The sequence below is a fragment of the Leifsonia sp. 10N434 genome (assembly GCF_056394405.1).
Genome location: NZ_JBFTHV010000001.1, coordinates 281711 through 306332 on the forward strand (window position 1 = coordinate 281711; position 24622 = coordinate 306332).

General features: G+C 69.4%; 19 protein-coding genes. 6 read left to right on the top strand and 13 right to left on the bottom strand.

All coding sequences use genetic code 11. The features are described from left to right. Nucleotides 1–69 precede the first annotated feature (69 nt). From AC1DB1_RS01315 to AC1DB1_RS01325, 3 genes are all read right to left on the bottom strand, one after another. On the bottom strand, nt 70–7599 hold the full coding sequence (locus AC1DB1_RS01315) for a DUF5979 domain-containing protein (protein ID WP_477199499.1): 7530 nt from the start codon (nt 7597–7599) through the stop codon (nt 70–72). 314 nt (nt 7600–7913) lie between these two features. Continuing rightward, complete coding sequence (locus AC1DB1_RS01320) at nt 7914–8903, bottom strand: Abi family protein (RefSeq protein ID WP_477199500.1); 990 nt, start codon at nt 8901–8903, stop codon at nt 7914–7916. A 277-nt stretch (nt 8904–9180) separates the two neighbouring features. Continuing rightward, nucleotides 9181–10197 (bottom strand): LacI family DNA-binding transcriptional regulator, encoded by a 1017-nt coding sequence (locus tag AC1DB1_RS01325; RefSeq protein ID WP_477199501.1) that lies wholly within the window; start codon nt 10195–10197, stop codon nt 9181–9183. Nucleotides 10198–10403: 206 nt separating this feature from the next. Between AC1DB1_RS01325 and AC1DB1_RS01330 the strand changes: the two genes are divergently transcribed. Both AC1DB1_RS01330 and AC1DB1_RS01335 read left to right on the top strand, forming a co-directional pair. Beyond that, complete coding sequence (locus AC1DB1_RS01330; RefSeq protein WP_477200068.1) at nt 10404–11051, top strand: ThuA domain-containing protein; 648 nt, start codon at nt 10404–10406, stop codon at nt 11049–11051. Further along, on the top strand, nt 11036–12142 hold the full coding sequence (locus AC1DB1_RS01335) for a Gfo/Idh/MocA family protein (protein WP_477199502.1): 1107 nt from the start codon (nt 11036–11038) through the stop codon (nt 12140–12142). The genes AC1DB1_RS01330 and AC1DB1_RS01335 overlap by 16 nt, the downstream gene beginning before the upstream one ends. A gap of 48 nt (nt 12143–12190) precedes the next feature. Here the strand turns inward: AC1DB1_RS01335 and AC1DB1_RS01340 are convergent, their stop codons facing one another. The 8 genes from AC1DB1_RS01340 to AC1DB1_RS01375 form a co-directional block, all read right to left on the bottom strand. After that, nucleotides 12191–13093 carry a hypothetical protein gene (locus AC1DB1_RS01340; protein WP_477199503.1) on the bottom strand — a complete coding sequence of 301 codons (903 nt, stop codon included), beginning with the start codon at nt 13091–13093 and terminating at the stop codon, nt 12191–12193. Further along, nucleotides 13090–14376 carry an ROK family transcriptional regulator gene (locus AC1DB1_RS01345; protein WP_271177109.1) on the bottom strand — a complete coding sequence of 429 codons (1287 nt, stop codon included), beginning with the start codon at nt 14374–14376 and terminating at the stop codon, nt 13090–13092. The genes AC1DB1_RS01340 and AC1DB1_RS01345 overlap by 4 nt, the downstream gene beginning before the upstream one ends. Then, the gene (locus AC1DB1_RS01350; protein WP_271177108.1) at nt 14373–15629 is read right to left on the bottom strand and encodes an enolase C-terminal domain-like protein; all 1257 of its coding nucleotides are present in this window, start codon (nt 15627–15629) and stop codon (nt 14373–14375) included. Before AC1DB1_RS01350 ends, AC1DB1_RS01345 begins: the two co-directional genes overlap by 4 nt. Nucleotides 15630–15665: 36 nt before the next feature. Then, on the bottom strand, nt 15666–16568 hold the full coding sequence (locus tag AC1DB1_RS01355; RefSeq protein ID WP_477199504.1) for an NAD-dependent epimerase/dehydratase family protein: 903 nt from the start codon (nt 16566–16568) through the stop codon (nt 15666–15668). Continuing rightward, nucleotides 16565–17542 (bottom strand): carbohydrate ABC transporter permease, encoded by a 978-nt coding sequence (locus AC1DB1_RS01360; RefSeq protein ID WP_477199505.1) that lies wholly within the window; start codon nt 17540–17542, stop codon nt 16565–16567. Before AC1DB1_RS01360 ends, AC1DB1_RS01355 begins: the two co-directional genes overlap by 4 nt. Beyond that, nucleotides 17539–18489 (bottom strand): carbohydrate ABC transporter permease, encoded by a 951-nt coding sequence (locus AC1DB1_RS01365; RefSeq protein ID WP_271177105.1) that lies wholly within the window; start codon nt 18487–18489, stop codon nt 17539–17541. The genes AC1DB1_RS01360 and AC1DB1_RS01365 overlap by 4 nt, the downstream gene beginning before the upstream one ends. Before the next feature lie 63 nt (nt 18490–18552). Further along, nucleotides 18553–19932, bottom strand: a complete 1380-nt coding sequence (locus AC1DB1_RS01370; protein WP_477199506.1) for an ABC transporter substrate-binding protein — start codon at nt 19930–19932, stop codon at nt 18553–18555. Nucleotides 19933–20169: 237 nt separating this feature from the next. Beyond that, nucleotides 20170–20871 carry a hypothetical protein gene (locus tag AC1DB1_RS01375; RefSeq protein ID WP_477199507.1) on the bottom strand — a complete coding sequence of 234 codons (702 nt, stop codon included), beginning with the start codon at nt 20869–20871 and terminating at the stop codon, nt 20170–20172. 239 nt (nt 20872–21110) lie between these two features. On the opposite strand from AC1DB1_RS01375, the gene AC1DB1_RS01380 reads away from it, so the two are divergent. From AC1DB1_RS01380 to AC1DB1_RS01395, 4 genes are all read left to right on the top strand, one after another. Then, complete coding sequence (locus AC1DB1_RS01380; RefSeq protein ID WP_271177102.1) at nt 21111–21272, top strand: hypothetical protein; 162 nt, start codon at nt 21111–21113, stop codon at nt 21270–21272. Next, nucleotides 21269–21547: a hypothetical protein gene (locus AC1DB1_RS01385; RefSeq protein ID WP_477199508.1), complete on the top strand. Its 279-nt coding sequence runs from the start codon at nt 21269–21271 to the stop codon at nt 21545–21547. The genes AC1DB1_RS01380 and AC1DB1_RS01385 overlap by 4 nt, the downstream gene beginning before the upstream one ends. A gap of 109 nt (nt 21548–21656) precedes the next feature. Beyond that, nucleotides 21657–22160 (top strand): MarR family winged helix-turn-helix transcriptional regulator, encoded by a 504-nt coding sequence (locus tag AC1DB1_RS01390; RefSeq protein ID WP_477199509.1) that lies wholly within the window; start codon nt 21657–21659, stop codon nt 22158–22160. A 109-nt stretch (nt 22161–22269) separates the two neighbouring features. Continuing rightward, nucleotides 22270–22449: a hypothetical protein gene (locus AC1DB1_RS01395; protein WP_477199510.1), complete on the top strand. Its 180-nt coding sequence runs from the start codon at nt 22270–22272 to the stop codon at nt 22447–22449. Between the two features lie 9 nt (nt 22450–22458). On the opposite strand, the gene AC1DB1_RS01400 is transcribed toward AC1DB1_RS01395, so the two are convergent. Further along, nucleotides 22459–23406 (bottom strand): Gfo/Idh/MocA family protein, encoded by a 948-nt coding sequence (locus tag AC1DB1_RS01400; RefSeq protein WP_477199511.1) that lies wholly within the window; start codon nt 23404–23406, stop codon nt 22459–22461. Then, a complete protein-coding gene (locus tag AC1DB1_RS01405; RefSeq protein ID WP_271177098.1) occupies nt 23406–24587 on the bottom strand; it encodes an ROK family transcriptional regulator in 1182 nt (393 codons plus the stop codon). The genes AC1DB1_RS01400 and AC1DB1_RS01405 overlap by 1 nt, the downstream gene beginning before the upstream one ends. Nucleotides 24588–24622: the final 35 nt, after the last annotated feature.

The following is a 24622-nucleotide window of genomic DNA, read 5'->3' on the forward strand; positions in this document are numbered from 1 at the left end:
GTCCCGACACGCCGGCCCATCCTTTACGGATGCGGCGTGTCGGGACCCCTCATGGAACGCTGCCGGTGGCTAGGAGCGACCACCCAGGCGACCAGGGCGACGCAGACGGCGCAGGCGGTTCGCCACCAGGAGCGCGGCTCCCGCGAGCAGCGCCAGGCCGGCCAGCAGGGCGAACCCGCTCACGTCCGAGCCGGTCGAGGCGAGTCCGCTGCCACCCGCGCGCGGCGGGTCGACCACCGTTGCGCAGGCGGCCGTCGGGTCGTCGGCGCACGGGGTCAGCGAGGTGGGCGGCGTCCACGGTCCCGGCGGGTTCTCGACCGTCACGCGGTTCGTGGTGTCGGCCGGCGAGGTCAGCACCGCCTCCACCGTGAACGTGGTGCTCGCGCCGACGGCCAGGGCGCCGATCGTCCAGGTGAGCATCCGGCCCGACACCGCAGCGGTCGGCGCGGTCGACACCAGTCGCAGCGGCGCCGGCATGGTGTCCGTCACCTTCACATCGTGCGCGTCGATCCGGCCGTCGTTGGTGACCGTGATCGTGTACACGATGGTGTCGCCGAGCGAGACCGAGTCGCGCGCGGCATCTTTGCGGATCGTCAGGTGACCGACGTCGAACGTGTTGGTCACGGTGACCGTCGCGGTCGCACCGGCACCGATGGTGACCACCCCGTCAGCCGGATCCATCGTCGTCGCGGTCGCGAGTCCCGCATCCGTCTCGACGATCGCGCAGCGGGCGCCGGCGATCAGGTTCGGCACGGTCGCCGTGTAGCCGTTGTCCTTCGACAGGCTGATCGTGCCGTTGGCGCCCAGCTCGATCGGGGTGACGACACCGTCGACGACGTAGGTGCAGTCGACCGTGACGGTGAACGGTCCGGCGCCGAACTTCTCGACGCCGTCGCCGATGCGCTTCTTGACGATGGCGAGCGAGCCGGTGCCGAACGTGTTCGTGATCGTCACCGTGGCCGGGGTGCCCGCCGGCACGGTCACTCCGGATGCCGGCGCGACCACGACCGAGGTCGCCCCGCCCGTCGCGGTCTCGGTGACGTCGCAGTGGGCGCCCTGGATGAGTCCCGTGACGGTGGCCGTGTAGCCGTTCGCCGCGTCGAGCGTGACGACGCCTCCACCGGGCAGCGGGATGGTGAACTGCTGTCCGTCCTTCTGCCACGTGCAGACGAGCTGTGCGGTGAACGGTCCCGACCCGTAGGTCGCGACACCGTCGCCCGTGCGCACCTTCTCGATGGTGACCGAGCCGGCCGAGAACGTGTTCGTCAGGTTCACGGTCACCGCGGCGACCGTCCCGTCGGTGTTGCCCGGGATGACGACGGTCGGGGTGTCGATCGTCGTCGACGTGGCTCCGCCGGTCTTCGTCTCGGCGATGGCGCACGAGGTTCCCGCCGGGAACGTCTGCGGCACGGCTTCGGTCTCCCCGCCCACGATGGAGAGATCCCCGTCGAACAGCGTCTGCGTGCCGTAGACGCAGGTGATGTGAGCCGTGAACGGGCCGCCGCCGAAGTCGCCGGCGGCATCCCCGTCGACGGTCTTGGCGATCGAGAGCGTTCCCGCGGCGTAGTGGTTCGTGACCAGCGCGGTGTTGCCGCCGGCCGCATTCGCGATCGTGATGGTCGCCTGCGGGCCGGTCGTCTCCGCCGCGCCGTTCACCGAGATGGCGACGTGGTTCGGAGCCGTGGCGGCGCCGTCGCTCCCCGTCTCCGTCAGCTCGCAGCGCGCTCGCACAGGGAGGTCGCCGATCGTGTGCGAGCCGCCGTCGGCGAGCGAGAACGCGGCGTCCCCGGCCGGCAACGGGATGGCCTGACCGCCCGCTGCCACGCAGCTCAGGGTGAAGTCGAACGGCCCGAACGTGCCCGCGGTCGCCGCGGTGTCGACCTTCTTCGTGACGGTCAGCGCCGTCACGGCGTAGTCGTTCACGATCGCGACCGACTGGTCGGCGGGGACGGCATCCGTGCTCGAGCCCGAGGTGCGGATCGTCACACTCGCCGGCGTGACCGTGCGGGTCGACTCGCCGTACGAGCCTTCGGCACCGTGCTCCGTCACGCGGCACACCGAGCCGACGGGGATCCCGTCGACCCTGGCCGCGTAGCCGTTCGCGTCGCTCAGGGTCACCGACGAGGCCGCGCCCAGGTCGACCATCGCACCGTCGACCGTGCACGCGACATCCGCCACGAAACTGGTCGGCGCGTACGCGGCGCCCGGTCCGGTGATCGCCTTGGTGATGCGCAGGGAACCGCCGGTCAGGATGACGCCCGACTTGATCGGCTCCTGGGGTCCGGCCGGCTGCGAACCCGACACGTAGGTGGGGTAGAAGCCGAACGAGTTCCAGGCGCGCACACCGGTCACGGGCGCTGAGACCGGGGCCCGGTCGTCGCCGGCCGTGGTCGTCGGCACGTTGGTCGACGAGTAGGTCACCTTGAGCACCGCTCCGGGAGCGAGTGTGCCGCCGGAAGCCCGCGAGAAGTCGAACGCCAGCTTCACGCCCGTGACGTCGCCCGCGTCGATCGTGTCGCCGACCGCGCTCGACGGGATCCACGATCCGGCCGGGCACGCCGCGCCGCCCGGGGTGAGTTCGGTGACGCAGGGGTTCACGGCGGTGCTGACGAACCACGCCATCGACGAGCCTGCCGCCTCCGCGCTCGGCGTGAACGCGAGGTCGGCGTTGAAGCGGGGGGAGAAGACCGATCCGCGCTGCGACGGGTCGACGACGCCGACATCACCCGGATGCGGGAAGACGTCGATCGCGACGAGGTTGCGGGCCGCGACGTTGCCGCCGTTCACGATCTCGAGCTTCCAGGTGTCGGTCGCTCCGATCGCGCTGACCGCAGCGCACGGGTACCGGTAGAAGCCGTCGCCGTCGGAGGTGCAGGGTACCGCGGGGTTCGCGATGTTCTGCGCCTTGCCGGTCGTCGAGCTGACGCCCTTCGATGCCGTGAACGATCCCTGCGCCAGCGTGGTGACCACGTTGTTCGTGCTGCAGGTGTTGCTCGCGAGCGAGACCGGGCGGCCGTTGCCGGCGTTCAGGGCCGTGCATCCGGCGAAGGTGCGGTCGCTGGTCACGCCGAAGGTGTTGAGCGCAGTCGTGCCGGGGTTCGCGCCCGGCTTGATCTGCAGGGTCAGCGTGATCGAGTAGGTCTCCCCCGGCGCCAGGCGGGAGCCGGCGGGCCAGACGAACCGGATGGTTCCGGCCGCTGGGTCGTAGGTGCGGGTGATCGTCGCACCGTCGGTCGGGAGCGTTCCCCCGATCGAGGTGGCGTAGACGGGCACGTTGGTCGGGACGAAGAGGAGCGTTCCGTCGGACGGCAGCGTGTCGGTCACGACCGGGTTCGGCAGGTAGCCGGTGCCGGTGTTCTTGAATCGCAGTGTCCACGGGACCTCACGCCCGGCCGCCGCCTGCCCCGGCGAGGTCTTCTCGACCGCGATCGTCGCCGTTCCCGGCGTCACCGTGAAGGTCGCCGTGGCTGTGGCGCGGGTGGCGTGGATGGCGTTGTACGCGGCGTCGGCGAACACCGTGTCGGTGACCGTGCCCGCCGCGGTCTCGCCCGGCATCGGGGCGGCGACGATGGTCGAGGTGACCGGGCCGGAACCGTCGCGCAGGGTGGAGCGCAGCGAGACCTTCAGCTGGATGTTGTCCACATTGTTCGAGGCCGCGAAGCTCGCGCCATCGGCGCGACTGAACGTGAATCGGAGGCCCGTGACGTCGGCCGCCGTCACATCGGAGGGAAGCGCGGCCGCGGCGAGCGTCGTCGGAGTCCCGCTCGTGCCATGCCAGGTCGCGCCGGCGCCCTGCCCCGTCTGCGCCTCGACCAGCACCCGGTTCGCCCCGGTGGGCGCGGTCGGGATGCTGAACGACCCGAGGGTGAAGGCGTTCCAGAAGGTGGCCTTCGAGTCCTCGACGACGAGCACCTTCGGGGAGATGGTCCCGGTCGAGCGCGCCCCGAGGAGCACCGTGATGGGCGAGACCGGGTTGGCCTGCAGTGTGCTGGTCGGGGTAATGCTCTTGCGAGCCGTCACGGCGATGTTGCCGCTGACCAGGGCGACGTTGGCGCTGTCGCTGTCGCCCGCATCCGCAGTCGGGTAGACCTCGTCGTGCAGCGTGCCGAACGCGGTATTCGGAACGGTCGACGGGATCGGGGTGACGCCGGTCGTCCGCGCGGTATCACGCAGCTGAGTGGCGAACGTCACCGTGGCCTTCTGCCCCGGTGCGATCGAACCGCCGGAGCCGTCGGCGCCCTGCGCGTTCGTGCCGCGCAGCAGCACGCTGACGCCGACGACGTCGGACAGATCGGTCGCAGACTTCGCAGCGGCGGCGGCAAGGCTCACGTTCTCGGTCGACAGGGTTCCGTCGGCGGCGCGGTGCAGCAGCGAGACCTGACTCAGCGACGGCTGCACCCCGGCGGCGTTGGTGAGGTCGATCTTGATCGCGGTGAGGTTCAGCGTCTCGAACGGGTTGCTCGCCGCAACGTACGGCCCGAAGACGCACGGCGCGTTCGCGGCGGCGTTCGTGCACTGCACGGGGTCGCTCAGCCGGAGCTGCCAGGTGTTCGTCGTCGAGGTGTTCTCGATGGTGGTCGTGTAGGTCGTCGTCGGGTAGGCGGTCCCTGGGACATCCGGCTGCGGGATGACCAGGCTGGTCGCCGACGCCGACTTGGTGACCTTCGTGGTGAACATCGGGTCGATGATGGTGACGTGGTCGGCCGCCGTGCGGGTGAACGGTGCGCCCGACGCGGGCTGGCCGGTGACCTTCACGGTGTTGTCGACCGCTCCGGGCGACCCGGCCATGTTGTAGGTGCGGGCGCCGGTCACCCAGTCGTCGATCGCGCTGTTGCGCACCGCGTTGCGGAGCTGCAGATCGAGGTGCATCGTGCGGGCATCCGGATTCGCGCCGGGGAAGGCGCCGGCCGAGGCGCTCGCGACGCCCGAACCGACGAACGGGGCCGTCGCGTCACCGGATGCGGCGATCGCGTCGGCGCGGTCGGGACGCTCGATCACGGTGAGCCGCACGCCCTGGGTCGACGCACGCTCGGCGGTCGAGAGCGTGTAGCCGGGGAAGGTGCCGCGGCAGGCCTGCGCGGTGGCACAGGCCTTGCTGGTGATGTCGACCCAGCTCGCGCCATCGAACAGCTCGACCTTCGACACCGCATCCCAGCGGATGAGCGGATCGTAGGTCGCACCCGCCGTCGAGGTGGGCGTGATGGCGTCGATGCGCACCAGGTCGAACGCCTGGAACACACTCCCCGAGAGCGGCGACTCGGCCGCCGGGTCCTGGATGGTCATCGAGGTGATGCCCGACGTCTGGGTTCCCCAGCCGAGCGTGACACCCGTGGTGGTCTTCGACTGCGCCTGCAGCACTTTGGTGCCGTCCCACGCCTTCGAGGCGATCAGCGGGCCGGGGCCGCCGTCGGTCGCCTGGACGTTCGCGGAGGCGCAGTCGACAGCGACGGCGCTGTCGATGGGCGTGCCGCCGTTGATGGTGCCGCTCGCCTGCGCGCTGGCGCAGTTGTCGTACGGGGTGAGCGTCGGGTAGGTGCCCGGGTTCGTGACGCCGCTGCCGTCGCGCAGCTCGCCGCGGGCGACGAACACGATGCCGGGCTTCACAGCGGTCGCCTGGCCGAAGCCGCTCGCATCGGCGAACGCGAACTGGAGCCCGACGACGTCGGAGTGCGAGGTGCCGGACGGGAGCACGTCGTCGAGCACGCGCGAGTACGTCTTCGCGGCGGTCGTCGCGTCGACCGTCTCGAGCGTCTTCCAGGTCGTGCCGTCGGTGGTGTAGCGGACCGTGAGGGTCGAGCCCTTCGGGACCGAGGTCGGCGCGACGGCGGCTGCGTCGAAGGCGTTCCAGTACGGAGCGGTCGCCGTGCTCTGCGGCTCGGTGATCACGATCGACGCCGGCCGCACCGAGCTCGTGCCCGACGGCGTCTGGGCCTGCAACTGCACGAGGCTGGTGCCGCCCGGGATGACGGTCTGCGGTGTGATGGTCTTGTCGAGGGTGAGCTTGACCTCGGGGAAGTAGACGTCGAGGTCTGCGCTCGCGGGGTCGGTGGCCGTTCCCGCGGCGTTGACGCCGGTCACCATGGCCTCGTTCGGGTAGCGGGTGAAGCCGGCGCCTGCCGGTCCGGCGGCCGTCGTGGTTGCGACCGTGAACGGGACGATGGCCGTGGCACCGGTGCTGATCCGGCCGGTGTAGGTGATCTCGAAGCCGGTGAGGTACTGCCCGGCGTCGACCGCGGGGGCCGACGGCAGTGCATCGCCCTCGGCGAACGACGAGTCGGCCGGGGCAGTGCCGCCGCTGACGAACCACTTCACCGTGGCCCCGGTCGCACCGTCGGGCCACGCGCTGCCGGCTGCGAAGCCGCCGAAGCTGACGTCGTTCGTGAAGAAGGTGCCCGTGCCGGGCTCCCGGATGGTCAGTGAGGTGAGCGCACCGGTCGAGGTGTTGCGCGCCGTCAGCTTCGCGGTGGTCGACTGGCCGGCGGGGAGCTGCTGGGTCGCGAACGACTTGTCGGCGGCGACGCTGACGGTGAGCGGTGCGATGACCTGGCTTGCGCTCACGGGCTGAGCCGGCGCGTCGCCGTTCGGCGTCGAGACGGCGCCCGCGATCGTGTTGACACGCGTGCCGCCGACGACGAGGATCGCCGAGGTCGCCCGGTTGGCGGCGCGCTGCGTCAGGGTGAGCTCGACGGAGCCGGCCGTGCCGCCGGTGACGATGGTCGCGCCGGTGGACGAGCTGAAGACGAAGCGCAGCGCGGTGACCGTGCCCGGGTCGACGCCGGTGGGGAGCACAGGGGTCGTGCCGACCGGACCTGCGATCGGGGCGCCGCCGGCGGTCGCGACGACCTGAACCTGGTCGGCGCCTTCGGGGAAGACGACGTCGCCGAAGCCGGACAGGTCGTAGAAGTTGAAGGTGCTGCCGGCAGCGGCAGGGTCGGCGGGCTCATCGATCGCGAGCGAGGACGCGTCGATGTTCGAGCCGTTGCGCACGCCGAGGGTCGCCGTGGACTCCTCGCCGGGCTGGAACTGCGTCGACAACGGCGCCCAGGTCTTGGTGACCGTTGCGGCGATCACGTCCGGGATCTGAACGGTGACGGGAGCGGAGGCAGCGACGGTCGCGGCGTTGGCGGCGGTGAACGTGGCGGTGTTGGTGAGCACGGTGCCGTCATAGGACTTTGCGGCGTCATCCGGCAGCTTCACCTGGAACTGGACGGAACCGGTCGTGCCGGCGGCGAGACCCGTGCTCGCCGGGGTGGTGTTCGGAACGCTGTCCTTGAAGACGACCTTCAGGGTGTTGCCGGTGACGGTCGTGGTCACACTGCCGGCACCGACCACGGTCGGGGTCCCCACGACGACCAGGGGCGCCGGAATCGGGTCGGTGAGCGTCGCATCCACGCAGCCGGTGGTCGTCGACGAACATCCGAAGTTGAGGGTGTAGACGAACTGCTGCCCGGGCTTGACGGTCGCGGTGCCGGCCACCTTCGACAGGTTGAGCACACCGGATCCGAGCTCATCGGCGCTGGCCGCGGGCGCGCCGAGCGCGAGGCCGCCGATCAGGGCGACGACGACACCGGCTGCGACAGCGGCGGGCGCGCGGAGCACGCCGCGCCGCCTGTCGGAGCGGGTTGCCGGGCGGGTTGCCGGGCGGGCTTCGGAGCGCTTTCGGGCGCGCGAAAAGAAGGACTGCAGTCGGGTAAGCAACAGTTTCCCCCAGGAAACAGTAGGGACCTGGGTACGCCTCGGGTGGCGCTCGCCCGTTCGGGTCAGGCAAGAATCCCTACACAGACCTTTCTATCGGGGTACAAGCCTTGTCCGCACTATGGGGGACCACCCCAGTCCTGGGGGCGTCCTCCATTATGAGGACACGAGACGATCAGCTACGTCGCCGATCGAGCCCGGCACGCCTCATCGGCCGCTCATCCTCGCGTCCACAGCGCCTGAGTCTCCCACCCGAGAGGTACGCCCATGTCGGCAAGCGAGAGGGCGCCCTGGGGAAAGTCGTGCAATTGCGCTGCCAGGCGACGATTCCAGTCGCAGGACGGATCGATGACAGAGATCAGGTAGGCCATGATCGCGAGCGCGTTGTATGTGCCGAACGTCGCTTTCGAGCCATCCTCGGTGCGAAGGTGCCCTAGAAGGGGAACCTGCTCGAAGGTAGGACGGCTGGGGGCGATAACCAGCATGCGGTTGAAGAGCCTCGCATGATGTGCCGAGACGTTCCGCACATAGTTGAGGCTCGAGATCCAGCTTCCGAACATCTTTTTCGTAGGCACGGCGTACGCTGCGGCGATCCGGCTGGCGAGATCGTTCTGAAGACCGCCGAACAGCTGCCCCACCTGGCCGAATTCGAGGATCTCCGTGAGCGCCCATATGGGAAGCCTGCCGTCGTACCGATCACGAAAATGAGCGACGAAGGCCTCGTCGGAACCGTTCTGTCGGTCCTGAATGCGGGCAAGCATTCGCGAAAGCTTGCTCGGCCTTTGCTCGCCGGTTTCCTCGTCGAGGTGCTCGGCCGTGAACGACGACGTGTACGACTTCGGATCCTGATGTGCGAACGCAGACCGCTCGCCCAACGTATAGGCGACCTGCATGCGCAAAGAGACTTCGATCCGCTCGACTCCCTCCAGAACCAGCATGCGCAGGCATCGATCAAAATCGATGAGCTCAGCCGCATAAGCGACAGTCGTGCCGGCTCGGTAGTCAGCGAGAACCCGCACCTTCTGCCTGCCGTCGTCGATGTACGTTTCGGACAGACGGAACGGGTAAAGGTATCCGGACAGACGGTAGTAGCCGATCTTCGCCAGCAGGTTGCGATCCTCGGCACGGGAGACCACGCTGACGCCGCGGCTTTCGAGCTTGTCCACTTGCTCGTCGAGCGTCAGCCATGGCTTGCTGTACTCAGGCACGGCACATTCCGTTAAAGAAAATCAGCCCGAGCCGTGAGGCGAGCGGGCTGATCGTGATGGTTAGAGATTAGCACGCACCGTCGGACGATTGATCCGTCCAAGCGCCACCTCGGAGCATTCCCGCCTGACAAGAATTCCATGCGCGAAATCATCGTCGAGGGACCCGAGCTACGTAGGCGCGGCGCTCGGAAATCGGCGCAGCGGCAGCGTCAATTCTCTGCCGGCTCCCGCACAGTGGCACTTCTCGCGATGGCGGCCCGTCGCACGCCGTCAGCCGTCAGCCTGTGGCCGGCCCGGTCGACTCCCTCAGGAGCAGCCGCGTCGACAGCTCCTCGCGCAGGGTGCCCGCCGCCGCTCCGCTGCGCAGCCGCAGCAGCATCCGCAGTGCAGCGGAGCCCATGTCGGCGATCGGCTGTTCGACGGTGGTGAGGCGCGGGCGCACCCACTCCCCCTCGGGCAGATCGTCGAAGCCGACGATGCTGACATCCTCCGGGATGCTGAGGCCGCACTCCTCGGCCGCCTCGTACACGCCGAGCGCCATGTGGTCCGAGCAGGCGAAGATGCCCGTCGGGGGTTCGGCGGTGCGGAAGAGTTCCAGCGCCGCCTGGCGCGCGCGGTCCCGCTTCCAGTCCGCGAAGGCGACCCGCGGCACGGGACGGTCGCCGTGCATCCCGACCGCCGAACGGAAGCCGTCGACCCTGGCCTGGCTGTAGAGGTGCTCGCGCCGACCCGCAATGACGGCGAGGCTGCGGTGCCCGAGCCCGAGCAGGTGCTCAGCCGCGGCATGGGCTCCGGCCCAGTTCGCGGCACCGACGCTCGACACGGACGCCGGCGGCTGCGAGACCGGATCGAGGAGCACGACCGGAACTCCGGCCGCCTGCAAGGCGTTGAGCTGCGGAGTCGAGGCGTTCACGAGCGCGAGCACCACACCGCGCGACGGGCGGGCGAGCAGCCGCGTCAGCCATCCCTCGTCGGGAAGTCGCGCGACGCTCACGACGAGGTCCACCCCGGCGTCGACGGCGGCCTGCTCGACGCCGCTGAGCGCGCGGTTGGCCCAGGTCCCCTCGATCCCACTGATCACCAGGTCGACGAACGCGTCGTCGCCGCGCGCATCCGCGATCGACCGGCCCGCAGGCCGCACGTAGCCGAGCTCCGAGACCGCCTCGAGCACCGCCGTGCGCGTCTCGTTCGACACGTCGCTGCGGCCGTTGAGCACCTTGGAGGCGGTCGGGATGGTCGTGCCGGCGCGCTGGGCGACGTCGCGCAACGTCGCGCGTCGATGACTGACAACCATGCGGCAAGCATACCCACGGCTAGTTGCGCAACAAATATCCCGTTCACGCGCTTGAGGGCCGGATTCCGGTGTGAAACGATTCTCTGGTCGCATCCCGCACTGTGTGGTTTGCGCAAGTTACGAGGGAGTATCACGTGGCAATCACGCCGCCCACCCCGGAACGGACGAAGCGCGCCCTGGTGGTGCGCGGCGGCTGGGACGGGCACATGCCGGTCGAGACCACCGACCTGTTCATCCCGTTCCTCGAGGCGAACGGCTTCGACGTTCGCACCGAGGAATCGACGGCGGTCTACACCGACGGCGACTACCTCGACACGGTCGACCTCATCGTGCAGATCAAAACGATGAGCACCATCGAGCGCGAGGAGTTCGCCGGCCTGCAGCGCGCGGTGCTGAACGGCACGGGTCTCGCCGGCTGGCACGGCGGCATCGCCGACGCCTACCGCGACAACGCCGACTACCTGCACATGATCGGCGGCCAGTTCGCCCATCACGCGGGTAAGGCTCCCGACGAGCGCGTCGGCGCGCAAGAGGACAACTACATCCCGTACACGGTCCACATCACCGAGTACGGCAGAACGCATCCGATCACGCAGGGCATCGACGACTTCGACCTCGTCACCGAGCAGTACTGGGTGCTCAGCGACGAGTACAACGACGTGCTCGCGACCACGACACAGGATGCTCGACCGTGGGACGCCTGGAACCGCCCGGTCACCTCGCCCGCGATCTGGACCAGGCAGTGGGGCAAGGGACGCGTCTTCGTCTCAGCCCCCGGGCACCGGCTCGAGATCGTCGAGAGCCAGCCGGTGCGCACCATCATCGAAAGGGGACTGCTGTGGGCAGCACGCTGAACATCGGAATCATCGGCGCCGGCGCCATCTCGGGCGCCTATCTCTCGACCTTCCGCCGCCTCGAGGCCGTGCGGCTGGTGGCGATCGCCGACCTCGACGAGGGCCGCGCCCGCACCGCCGCGGAGGCGGAGGGCGTGCGCGCGTCGACCGTCGACGAGTTGCTCGCGGCGCCCGACATCGACGTCGTGCTCAACCTGACCATCCCGGCCGCGCACGCCGAGGTCGCACTGAAGGCGATCGCCGCAGGCAAGGGCGTGTACGGCGAGAAGCCGCTCGCGGCGACGCTCGCGGACGCGAAGCGCGTCGTGGAGGCCGGCCGTGCCGCCGGGGTGAGGGTCGGATGCGCGCCCGACACCGTGCTCGGCACCGGAATCCAGACCTCGCGGAAGGCGATCGACGACGGCCTGATCGGCACCCCCATCGCGGCGACCGCGGTGATGGTCACGCCCGGACACGAGCGCTGGCATCCGAACCCCGACTTCTACTACCAGCCGGGCGGCGGACCGCTGCTCGACATGGGGCCGTACTACGTGACCGCGCTCGTGACCATGCTCGGCCCCGTCGTCTCCGTGGTGGGATCGGCGAGCCACACGCGGCAGTCCCGCACCATCGGCTCCGGACCGCGCGCGGGCGAGGTCGTGCCGGTGGATGTGGACACCCACGTCACCGGGGTGCTCCGCCACGCATCCGGAGCCCTCTCGACGCTGGTGATGAGCTTCGACGCCGTCGCGACCAGAGCATCCAATATCGAGGTGCACGGCGACGCGGCATCGATGGTCGTGCCCGACCCGAACGGCTTCGACGGCGACGTGCGGCTGCGACCGCTCGGCTCGGACGACTGGGAGACCCTGGAACCGAGCGCCGGCTACCGCGACGCCGCCCGCGGCTACGGCTTGGCGGACCTCGCGGCGACGCCCGACGGGGTCGAAGCACGGGCCAACGGCGACCTCGGCCTGCACGTGCTCGACATCATGGAGTCGCTGCTCACGGCCTCGGCGACCGGATCCACGGTGACGCTCGAGACCACCTGCGAGCGACCCGCGGCAGTCGAGCTCTCCGACGGCCCGGGCGGCGTGCGCGCTCTCGTCTGAGCGCGACCGATCGTGCGGTAACGCGACGCGGGCGCGGTCCGTGTCGCGTTATCGCACGACTAGCGCCGTGAGCGACACCGTCGACGCCAGCGACTCCCCGGGCGCGAGACGCAACGGCCCGAGCGACTCAGGATCGGCGTCGTACGGCCGCGACGCCGGCTCGACCGCGATCGCATCCACCTGCCCCCACCACGGAAAACCCTCGCCGGCGTGGTGCTCCTGCCACACGAACGCGTGCGGCAGCACCGACGAGTCCCATGAGAGCGTGACCTCGATCCCGGTACGCGGGTTCCGGATGCGCGCCACACCCGGAGCCGGGGCCGCGTAGGCGCCGAAGTCGCCGTGCCCCTGCCCCGCAGCTGGGAAGGTCACCGGCAGCACGCGCTCACCCAGCTCCACGACGGTCGTCGCGTCGATCAGCGCCGGGCCGAACGCCGGATGCTCGGTCCAGCTGAACGAGACCGGGCGACGGGAGCGATTGGTGAACTCCTGCACGATGTCGACGCCGTCGGCACGCATCCGGAAGGTGCGCCTCAGCAGCAGCGGGACCGTGCGCAACGCCACCTCCCACACGCTCGCACCGGATGCCGCTCCCGCGTCGACCTGCCGCCAGAGCCGCCAGGCGGCCTCGCCGTGGAACGGATGCTCGACCCCGTCGAGCGTGCGCGCGTCGCCGGAGTGCGGCGCCAGCACGTGCCAGCCGCCCGGGTAGCGCCGATGCCATTCGGCTGAGGAGCCCGACAGCGGCGGGGAGCCGTCCCAGTCGTCGTCGGCCCACGGGGTCGTCGCGAGCAGTTCAACAGCGGGCTCGAGCATCCGCAGGGACGCCAGCCGCGCGCCGCGCGGGTCGATCAGCGCAGTGAAGCCCGGTGCGGCTCCGCCGGTTCCCGCCGTTCCCGTGCGTCGATCGACAGCGGCCGCCTGGAGTTCGAGGAGTGCTGCATCGCTCACAGCAGGCTGTACTTCTGCGTCCTCCGCACATACGGCGCGAACGAGGCGTGGAAGATCATCGACGCCGCGCCGACCGCGCCGGCGCCCTCGGGGATCAGCGACTGCTCGACCGTGACATGACGCGCGGATCGCGCCGTGGGCAGTTCGTTCACTGCGCGGTCGATCGTGGCGAGCACGAGCTGCTGCAGCTCCGGCTCGAACGCGGGACCCCCGACGACGAGCGTCGGCAGGTCGAGCAGGTCGACCAGGGCAGCAGCGCCGAGCGCGATGATGTCGGCGATCTGCTGGGCCGCGGCGTACGCAGCGGGGTCCCCTCGCCCGACCTCGCGGCACATCTCCTGGTAGGTCACCGCTGTGCCCGAATACCCGAGTTCGCGCGCGATCTCGGGAAGCGCGGCCGTCGGGTTGCATTCGCGCACCAGCATCGGGCGCCCCTGGGCGTCGACGTTGCCGATGCGGATGGCGCAGAGCTGGCCGAACTCGCCGGCGTTGGCGCTGACGCCGCGGTAGGCCTCGCCGTTGAGAACAAGCCCGGAGCCCATGCCGGTGCCGAAGTAGAGGTAGGCGAAGTCGCCGGCTCGCGCCGTGCGCCCGATCCAGCGTTCGCCGATCGCGGCCGCGGCCCCGTCCTTCTCGACGACGACCGCGCATCCGAGCCGGTCGGCGAGCAGTTGCCGCAGCGGAACGTTGCGCCAGGCCTCCGACAGCGGCAGGTCGAGCAGCGAGCCATCCGTCGTGATCGGTCCCGGCACGGCCACACCGACGCCGAGGAACGCCGACCCGACGAGCTCCGGCCGGGCGAGCATCTCCTCCGAGCAGAGGGCGATCGCGTCGACCAGGGCATCCGGCGCCATGTCGTGCGTGAGCGGGATGCTGCGCCACACGATGATCGTGCCGTCGAGATCTGCGAGCACCACCGACATGAGTTCGGGGTCCACGAGCACGCCGATCGCGTGGGCAGCAGCGGCGCGCAGCCGCACCGGCGTGCGGGGCTTTCCCAGCCGCTCGGTGCGCTCCTGCTCCCCCTCGGCGAGCAGGCCGCGCTCGAGCAGCACCCTCAGGATGCGCGACACGGACTGCTGGGTGAGGCCGGTGAGCTCGGAGATCTCGGTGCGGCTGATGGTGCCGGCCTGCCGGATGGTCTCGATGATCGTCGCCTCGTTGAACGAGCCCAGGTCGTACTGGTTGGCTCCCGGCTGCTGACGCTGAGTCGACCGCTGTCGCTGCGCGCGATGGATGAGCACATCGCCCGCGCCGCGCGGCGGTTCGCTCAGCTGGGTCACGGTGCCTCCAATGCGCCATCGGGCCGGCGGACGCCAGCGGCCCACGCGTCGTGTCCCGAGAGCTCCGCCGGATAGCGGGCGGCGGCATCCTCGTCGATGTCGATGCCCCACCCCGGGGCATCGTTCGGCGTGAGATAGCCGCTCTCGATGCGCAGGGTCCCTGGGAAAACGTCGTGCGTGGCCTCATTGTAGATGTGGCCTTCCTGGATCCCAAAGGCCACCGAGGTCACATCGAGGGCGACGTTCGCGGCCGCCCCGATCGGCGACGTGTCGCCGGGACCGTGCCACGCCGTGCGCACTCCGCTCAGCTCGGCGAGGTCCGCGATCTTGCGGGCGGGGGTGAGCCCGCCGATGTCGGAGACGTGGCTGCGGATGAAGTCGACACCGCCGTCGCGCACGAGCCGAACGGCATCCGTCAGCGAGGTGGTGAGCTCGCCGACCGCCAGCGGCACCGGGCTCGCGGCGCGCACCTCCGGGAGCCGGTCCCAGTGCTCGGGCGGCAGCACGTCCTCGAGGAAGAACAGGCCGTACGGCTCGAGCGACCGGGCGAGGATGACCGCCTCCTTGGGCGTCAGTCGCGAGTGCACGTCGTGCAGCAGCTCGGTGTCGCGGGGCAGCGCCGCGCGCGCGGCCTCGAACAGCTCGGGTACCCTGCGCAGATAGTCGCGGGCGCTCCAGCCATTGCGGTACGGGGCGTCCGGATACACGGTCGGCAGCGCCGGTGCGCCGTAGCCTCCGCCGCCCGGCGTCGAGAGCTGCAGCCGGATGTGCCGCCAGCCCTCCTCGATGAAGCCGTGCGCCTGCTCGATCGCTTCGTCGGCCGTGCGCCCCGCCGCGTGGATGTACGTGTCGGCCGCCGCGCGCACCTTGCCGCCCAGCAACTCGTGCACCGGAAGCCCTGCGCGCTTGCCCGCGATGTCCCAGAGCGCCTGGTCGACGCCCGAGATCGCGTTGTTGCTCACCGGGCCACCGCGCCAGTATCCGGTGAACGCGCACAGCCGCACGAGGTCGGTGATGTCGCCGGGGTAGCGCCCGACCAGCAGGCGCGCGAGGTGCTCGTCCACGAGCGTCTGAACCGCCTTCCATCGCTGCGTGAAGGTGGCGCAGCCGAGGCCGTACAGCCCCGGCACGTTCGTGTCGATGCGCACGACGACGAGCGCCGTTCCTTCCGGCGCGGTCGTGATCGCGCGCACCGAGGTGATCTCGATGTTCTCGCGCGGCGGCCACGGGTTGGCGAAGGTGTCGAAGGTCATGACTCTCTTTCTGCTGGTGGGTCTCGGAAACCGGTGCTACGGCAGGTCGGTCGCGGGCAGTTCGGTCGCGGGCAGGTCGGTGGTCTCGACCGGCAGTTGGTGCTCGGCCCGGAAGCCGATGAGCTCGCGGGCCGGGGTCAGATCGATCGGGACCTCGCGCTCGACGAAGCGCCGCGTGCGGGGCACCCCCGGCGCGAAGCGGTCGAGCAGCTCCTCGGTGCGGTACGGCGCGCTGGTGGTGTCGGCCGCGAGGAAGAACGCGTGGGCGCCGCGCGTCGAAGCGGTGAGGCCCAGTTCGATGGCTCGCGCCGCATCCCGGGTGTCGAGGTACGACCACCCCTCCCGCACCCCCTCACCCGGATCCGCCGCGTAGCCGCGACTCTGCTCCAGCAGGGCATCCGGGCTGTTGACATGCGGGAAGCGCAGGGTGACCACGTCGATCCCCCAGTGCCGCCAGGCCATCCGCGCCGTGTTCTCGTCGTTGCGCTTGGAGAGCGAGTACCAATCGCCGAGATCGAACGGGATGTTCGTGTCGATCGGAAAGTACGCGGGAAGCAGTTCGACCACGTTCTGCGGAAGACCATACGAGTTGATGCTGCCCGCAACGACGGCCCGCTCGATGCCGAGCGCGCCCGCCTGTGCCAGCACGTTGAACGTCGACACGACGTTGACGGAGTACACGTCGTACGGGGTGCCGGCGTTCCTGTGCGCCAGCGCGGCGAGATGCACGACGAGGTCGACTCCGTCGAGCGCATCCCGAACATCGGCCTCGCTGGTGGTGTCGCCCACCAGCACCCGATCGGCGCCGGGTTGCTCGGGCGGTGTGCTCGACAACGCCGTCACCCGCGCTCCGGCGGCCGCCAACCGCTCGACCGTGACCGAGCCGATCCGCCCGGAGGCTCCGGTCACCAGCACACGTGCGCCCGCGACACCGCTCATCCCTTCACCCCTCCCGCCGTGCCGACCCCGCGCAGGAACTGCTTCTGGAACGCGACGAACAGGATGACCGGGATGATGATCGTGAGGAACACCGCCGCCATCTGCACCGCGAACGGGGTCGGGCCCTTGGCCAATGCGGGAAGCGCGACCGAGACCGGCTGCAGGTTCGGGTTGGGCAGTACGAGCATCGGCCAGAGGAAGTCCTTCCACGAGGCGACGATCGTGAGCAGCGCGACGACGCCGATGATGGGACGCGAGAGCGGGAGGACCAGCTTCGTGAAGGTTCTGATCGGCCCGGCGCCGTCGATCTTGGACGCCTCGATGAGTTCACGCGGGATGGAGTCGAAGAAGTTCTTGAGCACGATGACATTGAACGCGCTCGCACCCGCAGGAAGCCAGACCGCCCAGAACGTGTTCTGCAGGCTGATGCCGGCGACGGGCAGCTTCAGGATGGTCAGATAAAGCGGCACGAGCGAGATGATCCCCGGCAGGAAGAGCGTGGCGAGGATGGCACCGGTCAGCCAGGGCGCCCACTTCGGCCGCAGCACGCTGAGCAGGTAGGCGCCGGTGGTGCAGACGAACAGCGTTGTGATGGTCGAACCGATGGCGAGGATCGCCGTGTTGCCGAGCGAGAGCCCGATCTGCGCGCCGTTCCACGCCTTGATGAAGTTGCCCCACTCGTTCGGCTGGAACCAGATGCCCATCGGGTCGGAGATGATGGCCTGGCTGCTGGTGATCGACGCCTTCGCCGACCAGGCGAGCGGCCCGAGACCGGCGAACACGAGGCCGGCGAACACGAGGATCTGGATGATCCACATTGCGACCTTCACCCCGGGCCGTCTGCGGTCGGCGATCGAGATCGCGCCCCGCTCCTTCGGCTCGGCCTTCCTGGTTCGGCGCCGCTCGCCGGCCGACGCCTCGGCCAGCGTCTGATCGTTGACGGTCGACACGAGGGTGTCGTCGATGACACTCATGAGCGGCTCCATTTCCGGGTGGCGAAGAAGTAGACGAACGAGAGCAGCCCGAGGAAGACCGCGAGCAGCACGCTCAGCGCGGTGGCCGCTCCGTAATCGCCGTTGACGAACGCGTAGTTGTAGATCTTCAGCAGGATGGTCTGGGTGGCGTTGTTGGGACCGCCACCGGTGAACAGGTACGGCTCGGTGAACAGCTGGAAGGTGCCGATCAGCTGCAGGAGCATCATCGTGAAGATGATGTTGCGCAGCTGGGGCAGCGTGATGTGCCAGATGCGCGACCAGATGCCGGCGCCGTCGATCTCCGCGGCCTCGTACAGCTCGGTGCGGACCGTGCCGAGAGCGGCGAGGTAGATGATCGCGGTCGAGCCGGCGCCCGCCCAGGTGGCGTAGAGCACGATCGACGGCATCGCCATCGCCTCGGAGTTGAGCCACGGGAACGGGCCGAGCCCGAACCAGCCCAGCATCGTGTTGAAGATGCCGGACCCCGACGGGTCGTAGAAGAACTTCCAGAGCAGGATGGCGGCGACCGGAGGAACGACGGCCGGGAGGTAGGCCAGCGTGTTGTACAGCCAGTCCCACCGGCGGAGCTCGTTGATGAACACCGCCAGCATGATCGGGATCGGGAAGCCGATGATCAGCGCCAGCACGGCGAAGTACGCCGTGTTCAGCACCGCCTGCGGAAGCCCGGGATCGGCCAGGACATACTCGAAGTTCTTGAGACCGACCCATTGGGCGGGGGCGACGAGGTTGGTGCGCTGGAGGCTCAGCGTGATGCCCTGAACGATCGGGCCCCACGAGAAGTAGAGGAAGATCAGCACGATCGGGATCGCGAATCCGACCGCGGACAGACCTCCGGCGTTGTACCAGCGCTTCCAGGAGAAGCGCCGGCGCGTGCGGACTGGCTCGGGCCGCGACTGTCGCGCGGTGAGCTCGAGGGTTTTCGTCATCGTTGTCGACCTTTCGACCGTCCGGCTGCCGGAGCCGCGATGCGACCCCGGCAGCCGAGCGGATCAGCGCTGAGCCTGAGCCAGGATTCCGTTGATGGTCTGGGATGCCTGGTCGAGCGTCTGCTTGATGTCGATGTTCTTGTCGGTGAGCACCTTCTGCACCACGGGGTCGAGCGCCGCGTACGTCTGCTGCGTCGCCACGGGAGGCTCGGGGATGAGCTTGAGGGTCGAGTCGGTGTAGCCGGAGAACTGGTCGACGGGAACGTTGATCAGGTCCTTCACCCAGCCGAGGTACCGGTCGTTCACCTTGTCCGAGACGGGAGGCAGGCTCGGCAGACCGACCGGGTTGCCGGATGCGACGGCCGCCTTGGCGTTCGAGATCGCGAGCTTCTCGTTGTAGTACTGCTCGAACTCGTAGTACTTGATCCACTTGAGGGCCGCGAGCAGCTCGTTCGGCGACGCCTTCACGTTGAACAGCTTGAGCGTGCCGCCGGTGAGGGTGCCGTTCTCCCCGTTCGCCTGAGGAAGCGCTCCCTCACCGAAGTTGGCGGCATCGAACCCGTAGTTGTGCGTGGCCTGCTGGAAGATGTCCGGCGCCTGCATCACGATGCCGATCTTGCCGGCGGAGAACGCCTGACGGGCCTGGTCCTGGTCGTACAGGAACTGGTTGCCCATCGAGTTGTCCTCCCAGCGCATGTCGTGCAGCAGCTGGAGCGCCTGGGTGGTGGCGGGGCCGAAATCGGTCTTCGTGCCCTCGACGTTCTGGATGCGGCCACCCATGCTGTAGGTCATCGTGGTGAGCATCCAGCCGCCGGTGTTGTTGGCGGTCAGCTGCGCGTACCCGGCGACGCCGGGGACCTTCTCGGAGATGGTCTTCGCGTCGGCGCGCACCTCGTCCCACGTGGTCGGCGGCTTGTCGGGGTCGAGCCCGGCCTGCTGGAAGATCTTGCGGTTGTAGGCCAGCCCGACCGAGAACAGGCCGGTCGGAACGGCGTAGATCTGGCCGTCCTTGTCCTGAACGTTCTTGAGAGCGAGCGGGTTGAGGTCGTCAACCATGTCGAGCTCTTTGAGGTACGACGTCATGTTCGGCGCCTGACCGTTCTGGATGAGCTCGTGGCTGTAGGTGAGCGAGACGCCCATGACGGTGGGAAGGGTTCCACCTGCGAGCTTGGCCTGGAACGTCTGGGCGTCCCACGTCTCGGTCGACGGTTTGACCGTGATGTTCGGGTTCTGCTTCTCGAAGTCCTTGACCCGCAGAAGGAAGTTCGCCCGGTCGGCGGGCTGGTCCGCCTTGGGCATGTCGCCGACGGTGATGGTCACCTTGGCCTTCGGATCGGCTTGGGATGCGCCGCCTGATTCGGTGCCGCCACCCGAACAGGCGGTGAGCCCCAGAACGCCGATCACGCCGGCCGCAAGGGCGAAGCGCAGCTGTTGTCTCTTCATTGAAACTCCTGATCTATGCACCCAGAGTGGGTTGCTGCGACTATAAAACCAAGAGTGTTACTAAATCAAAACTTGCGCAAGTAAAGCCTGAGGGCCCCTGCGTTTTGGGGCAAAAGTCGACTCTGAGCGCGCCAGAGTCGACTTTTCACCCAAATGTTCGAGCGGGTATTGAGGCCGAGGAGCCGAGCGCGGAGCGCGCCCGGGGCGGGCGCCCCGAGCAGCTGAGGGCGCCGGCGGTCAGAAGCCGCCGAAGTCGCCTCCGCCGCCGAAATCTCCCCCGCCACCGAAGTCGCCGCCGCCCCAGCCGCTGTCGCCGCCGCCGCCGTCCCAGCCGGCGGCGGACGCGTCGGCGCCCGAGCCGGCGTCGGCGCCCGAGCCGGCGTCGCCGCCCGTGTCGCCGGAGCCGGAGTCTCCCCCGTTGTCGCCTGAACCGTCGCCGGAGCCGTCGCCGCCCGCGTACGCCTGCGGGTCGGGCAGGAACGAGCTCACGATCGCGGAGCCGATCACGTAGCCGGCCACACTTCCGAGCAGCGACGTGGCGAACATCCCGCCGAAGCCCATGCCGCCGGCCCCGCCGGCCATGCCGCGACCACCGCCGAGCGAACGCTCGAGCGTTCCCGGCTGGCGCAGCTCCGACCGGGTCGCCGCCTGCGCAAGCGAGCGCGGGTCGTCGCCCCGCGGCTGGTCACCGGCCGGCGCGTTCTCGCTGAGCTGGGTGAAGAGCAGTCGGCGCTGCTCCGGGGTCAGCTTCGCGAACGCCTCTTCGTGCACCTGCTCGATGGTCTCCGGCGGAGCCGTGCGCAGGAGGTAGCGGTAGCGCTCCACCGCGATCTCGTCGTCGGTGCGCTGCGCGCCCTGCTGGCCCCTCGCGGGAGCGTTCTGTGCGGGAGCGTTGTGCTGCGGCTCTTCACGGCCGAGCAGGCGGTCGAGGAATCCCATGGTCCACTCCGATCGAGAGGCGACGGATGCGCGGGTCGCAATCTGTACGTCTTCACAGAATCATCGCGCCCGCGGCTGAGCGCGGACTGTGCCCGCGCCGCGCATCCGCCGGATGGCCGGGGCTGCCACTACCGCGTTCGACGACTCTGTCAAGGGGTGACTTTCTTACTTCGTGATTCTCTTACTTTGTGAGAAAGTTTGGGCGTAAGAGAGTTTGTCCGACAGATTGGGGCCGTCAGATGAGTATGTTCGTTCGAGCGGTGGGCGCTGCCGCCAGCCCGTTCAGTGAGGTCCGTGAAGCGGCGCGCGAGCGCATCCTGGTGCGCACCGCCGGCGTCGCCTGCGGTGTGTGCGTCATCACGACCGCCGGTCTCCTCGCGATGTCGGGGTCGCTCGCATGATGCTCCTCGACCACTCCACCACCAGCCGGACTGCGACCACGCAGGCCGCCCCCGAAGAACTCGAGGTGGCCTGGCGCCTCGCCGACACGGACTTCTGGGTGGCCTCCTACAACGGCTACTTCGGCGGGACGATCGACCGCAACGGCGACCACTTCTACGTGCGCGACACGTTCGCCCAGTATCTCGGCGATTTCGGCGACCTCGTGGCGGCTCAGCTCCACCTCGAACGCCATCTCGGGCGTCTCCTCTTCACCAAGCTCAGCGATCTGCCGTGACAGGCGCGATGCACATGTGCAGCGCCGGGCTCGATCGGGTTACCCTAGCCCCGACGAGCACGCGACGGCCCGGAGAGCCGTCGTAAGTAGCAAGGGAGTCCGATAGAAGATGCCGCTGAATGTCGTGCGCCGCGAGCAAGAGCACCTGTACAGCCAGGGGCCGGTCAATGAGTCGGCCAAAGCGCCCATCGACGCGCTCCTGCGGCTGAACCGCATCGGGGAGATCGGCATCGAGCGGGTCCGGCGATCGACGGGCCTCAGCAATCACGAATTCCACGCCATCCGGTATCTGCTGCAGGCGCAGCGGGAGGATCGCGAACTCGGACCGAAGGACCTGATCGTGATGCTCGGGCTCTCGAGCGCATCGGTGACCAAGATCGTCGACCATCTCGTCGAACTGAACCAGCTCGAGCGCGCGCCCCACCCCACGGATCGACGCGCCTGGGTGCTCGTTCCGACGCAGGACGCCGCCACGAAGATCACCGGGGCCTACGAGACCTTCCACCGCTCACTTGTCGACGCGATGGACGCCCTTCCGGCCGCCGAGGCCGCCGTCGTCGCTCACGCGCTCAACGACATGGCGGACCGTCTCGCAGCCGAACTCGGCGAATGACGACCACCTGACGACGACCTGTCGACCCTTTGACCGCGCGGCTCCTCCGACGCGACCGTCGCGCATCCGTGCCGAGCTGAGTATGGTGACGGCAAGGGATGGGGGAACCATGCGCTTCTTCACGGGGCTGCGGAACGTGCTCAGGAGCGCCGGCGGGTCCGCGTCGCGGGTGCTCGAGCGGGTGGGCACTGTGCTGGCTATCGTCGGCAGCGGCACCAAAGGCGGACGCAGCGCCGACCCGGAGGCCCAGTCGATGTACCTGCCGCCGAAGGACGAGTACCGCCCCTGACCACCCGCCTCAGGCGCCGGCAACCGTCTCGCGGTCGCCCGAACGCAGCGAGCGCCGGGCGGCGAGAGCGACGCGGAGGGCATCGACCGCACCGGTAACCGGGGAACGAAAAGGCTCAGACCCCGCCTCAACGCAGTGCAGGAAGTAGCGCGCCTGCTCGAGGAACGGGTCTCCCCCGTCGCCGACCACCGCATCGACACCGTCCGACCCGACGACGTCGAGCGTGCTGCCGAACGCGAACCCCTCCGGCAGGTCGGCCGCGCTGAGCACCTGCGCGACGCCGCCTCCGGCGTATTCGATCGTCGTGGCCACGGGCTCGCCGAACGCAGACTCTCCCGCTCCGGCCGCCGCACCGACCCGGATGCTCCGGACCGCCACCGGCGCGCCGAGCAGCAGGTTCGCCTGGTCGAAGTCATGGATGGCGAAGTCGACCACCATCCCGCCCGACTGCTCGTCGTCCTCGAGCCACGACGCCCACGTCGGTGCAGCCGACAGCCTCGTCGCCCGCACCGCACGGACCTCGCCGACCGATCCGGCGGCCACCCGCTCGGCGAGTTCGGCGTACCCACGGAAGAACCGCACCACGTGCGCCACCATCAGGATGCCCGCCGCGCGTTCCGCCGCATCCGCCACCGCGCGCGCATCCGGCACCGTGAGGGCGATCGGCTTCTCGAGCAGCACGTGGCGGCCGGCCTCCAGGGCCCGGATGGCGAGCGACGCGTGCGACGGAGTCGGGGTGCAGATCGAGACGATCGTCACGCGCGGGTCGGCGAGCACATCGTCGAGCGTGGTGGCCCAGCGGGCATCCGGCGCTGCGGCGAGCGCGGGACGACGGCGGGGTGAGACGACGGCCCGGATGGGCACCCCCAGAGCCGCCCACGCCGTAGCGTGCGCGTCGCCCATCCGGCCGGCACCGACGATGGCGACGCCGTGCGGACTCGGCAGTGGATCCCCCATCAGCGCACCCGGCGGCTGACCTCGGCGGCGTCGAACAGTTTGTCGAGCACGAGCCGTCCGGCGCCCAGCACGCCGGCGCGATCCTTGGCGATGCTCACCGCGATGTCCAGGCTGTCGGTCACCATGGGCAGGCACTCGAAGTAGATCGTGGACCGCACCCCGGCGACGAACGCCTCAGCCTCCCCGAGGATGCCGCCGAGCACGAGCCGCTGCGGGTTGAAGAAGTTCATGATGGTCGCCAGCACGCCGCCCACCCGGGTGCCCGCCTCGCGCAGCATCTGGGTGGCCAGCGGATGCGCATCCCTGGCGAGCGCCAGCACCTCGCTGGTGTCGGCCACGTCGACTCCGGCGCCCCGCAGCGCCTGCACGATCGCCGCTCCCCCGGCGACGGCGTCGAGGCATCCGGTGCGACCGCAGGAGCAGAGCACCGGCGGCGCGCCCGGCACGGTCACGTGGCTGATGTCGCCCGCCATCCCGTGATGGCCGTGATAGAGGCCGCCGGAGGCGATCACACCGCAGCCGATGCTCGAGCCCGCTTTGACGAAGACGAAATGCTGAACGTCGTCGTTCAGGCTCACGTGCTCGCCGAGCGCCATCAGGTTGGCGTCGTTGTCGGTGGCCGTCGGCAGGCCGCTGAGCGAGGTCATCATGGCGGCGACGTCGACACCGTTCCAGCCGGGCATCCGCGACGGCGAGACCATCAACCCGGTGGTCGAGTCGACGGGACCGGGCAGGCCGATGCCGAAGCCGCGCAGGCGCTGACCGGGCTCGCCGTGCTCGGCGACGAGCTCGTCGGCGACGCCCATGATCCAGGTCAGGATGCGGCGGGGTCCGTCGCCGACGTCCATGTTCTCGTTGCGCACGGCGAGCAGACGGCCGCCGAGGTCGAGCAGGCCGAAGGTGGCGTGATGCGAACCGAGGTCGACGACGCAGACGACACCGGTGGAGGGGTCGATCTCAAGTGTCCGCGGCCGGCGGCCGCCCTGGGAGACGCCTTCACCCGCCTCCCTCACGTAGCCGGCCTCGATGAGGCCGTCGATGCGCTGAGCGACGGTGGAGGGCGACAGACCTGTCGAACGCGCGATATCCGCTCGCGAACGCGCATGCCCGGAACGGATGAGATCGAGGATCGCCCCGGCTGACGAGCCGTGGCCCAGCAGGGCATCCGTCGTGCTGTTCATGGCGGCGGCGCACTCCTCTGTCGTTTGGGTAGAGA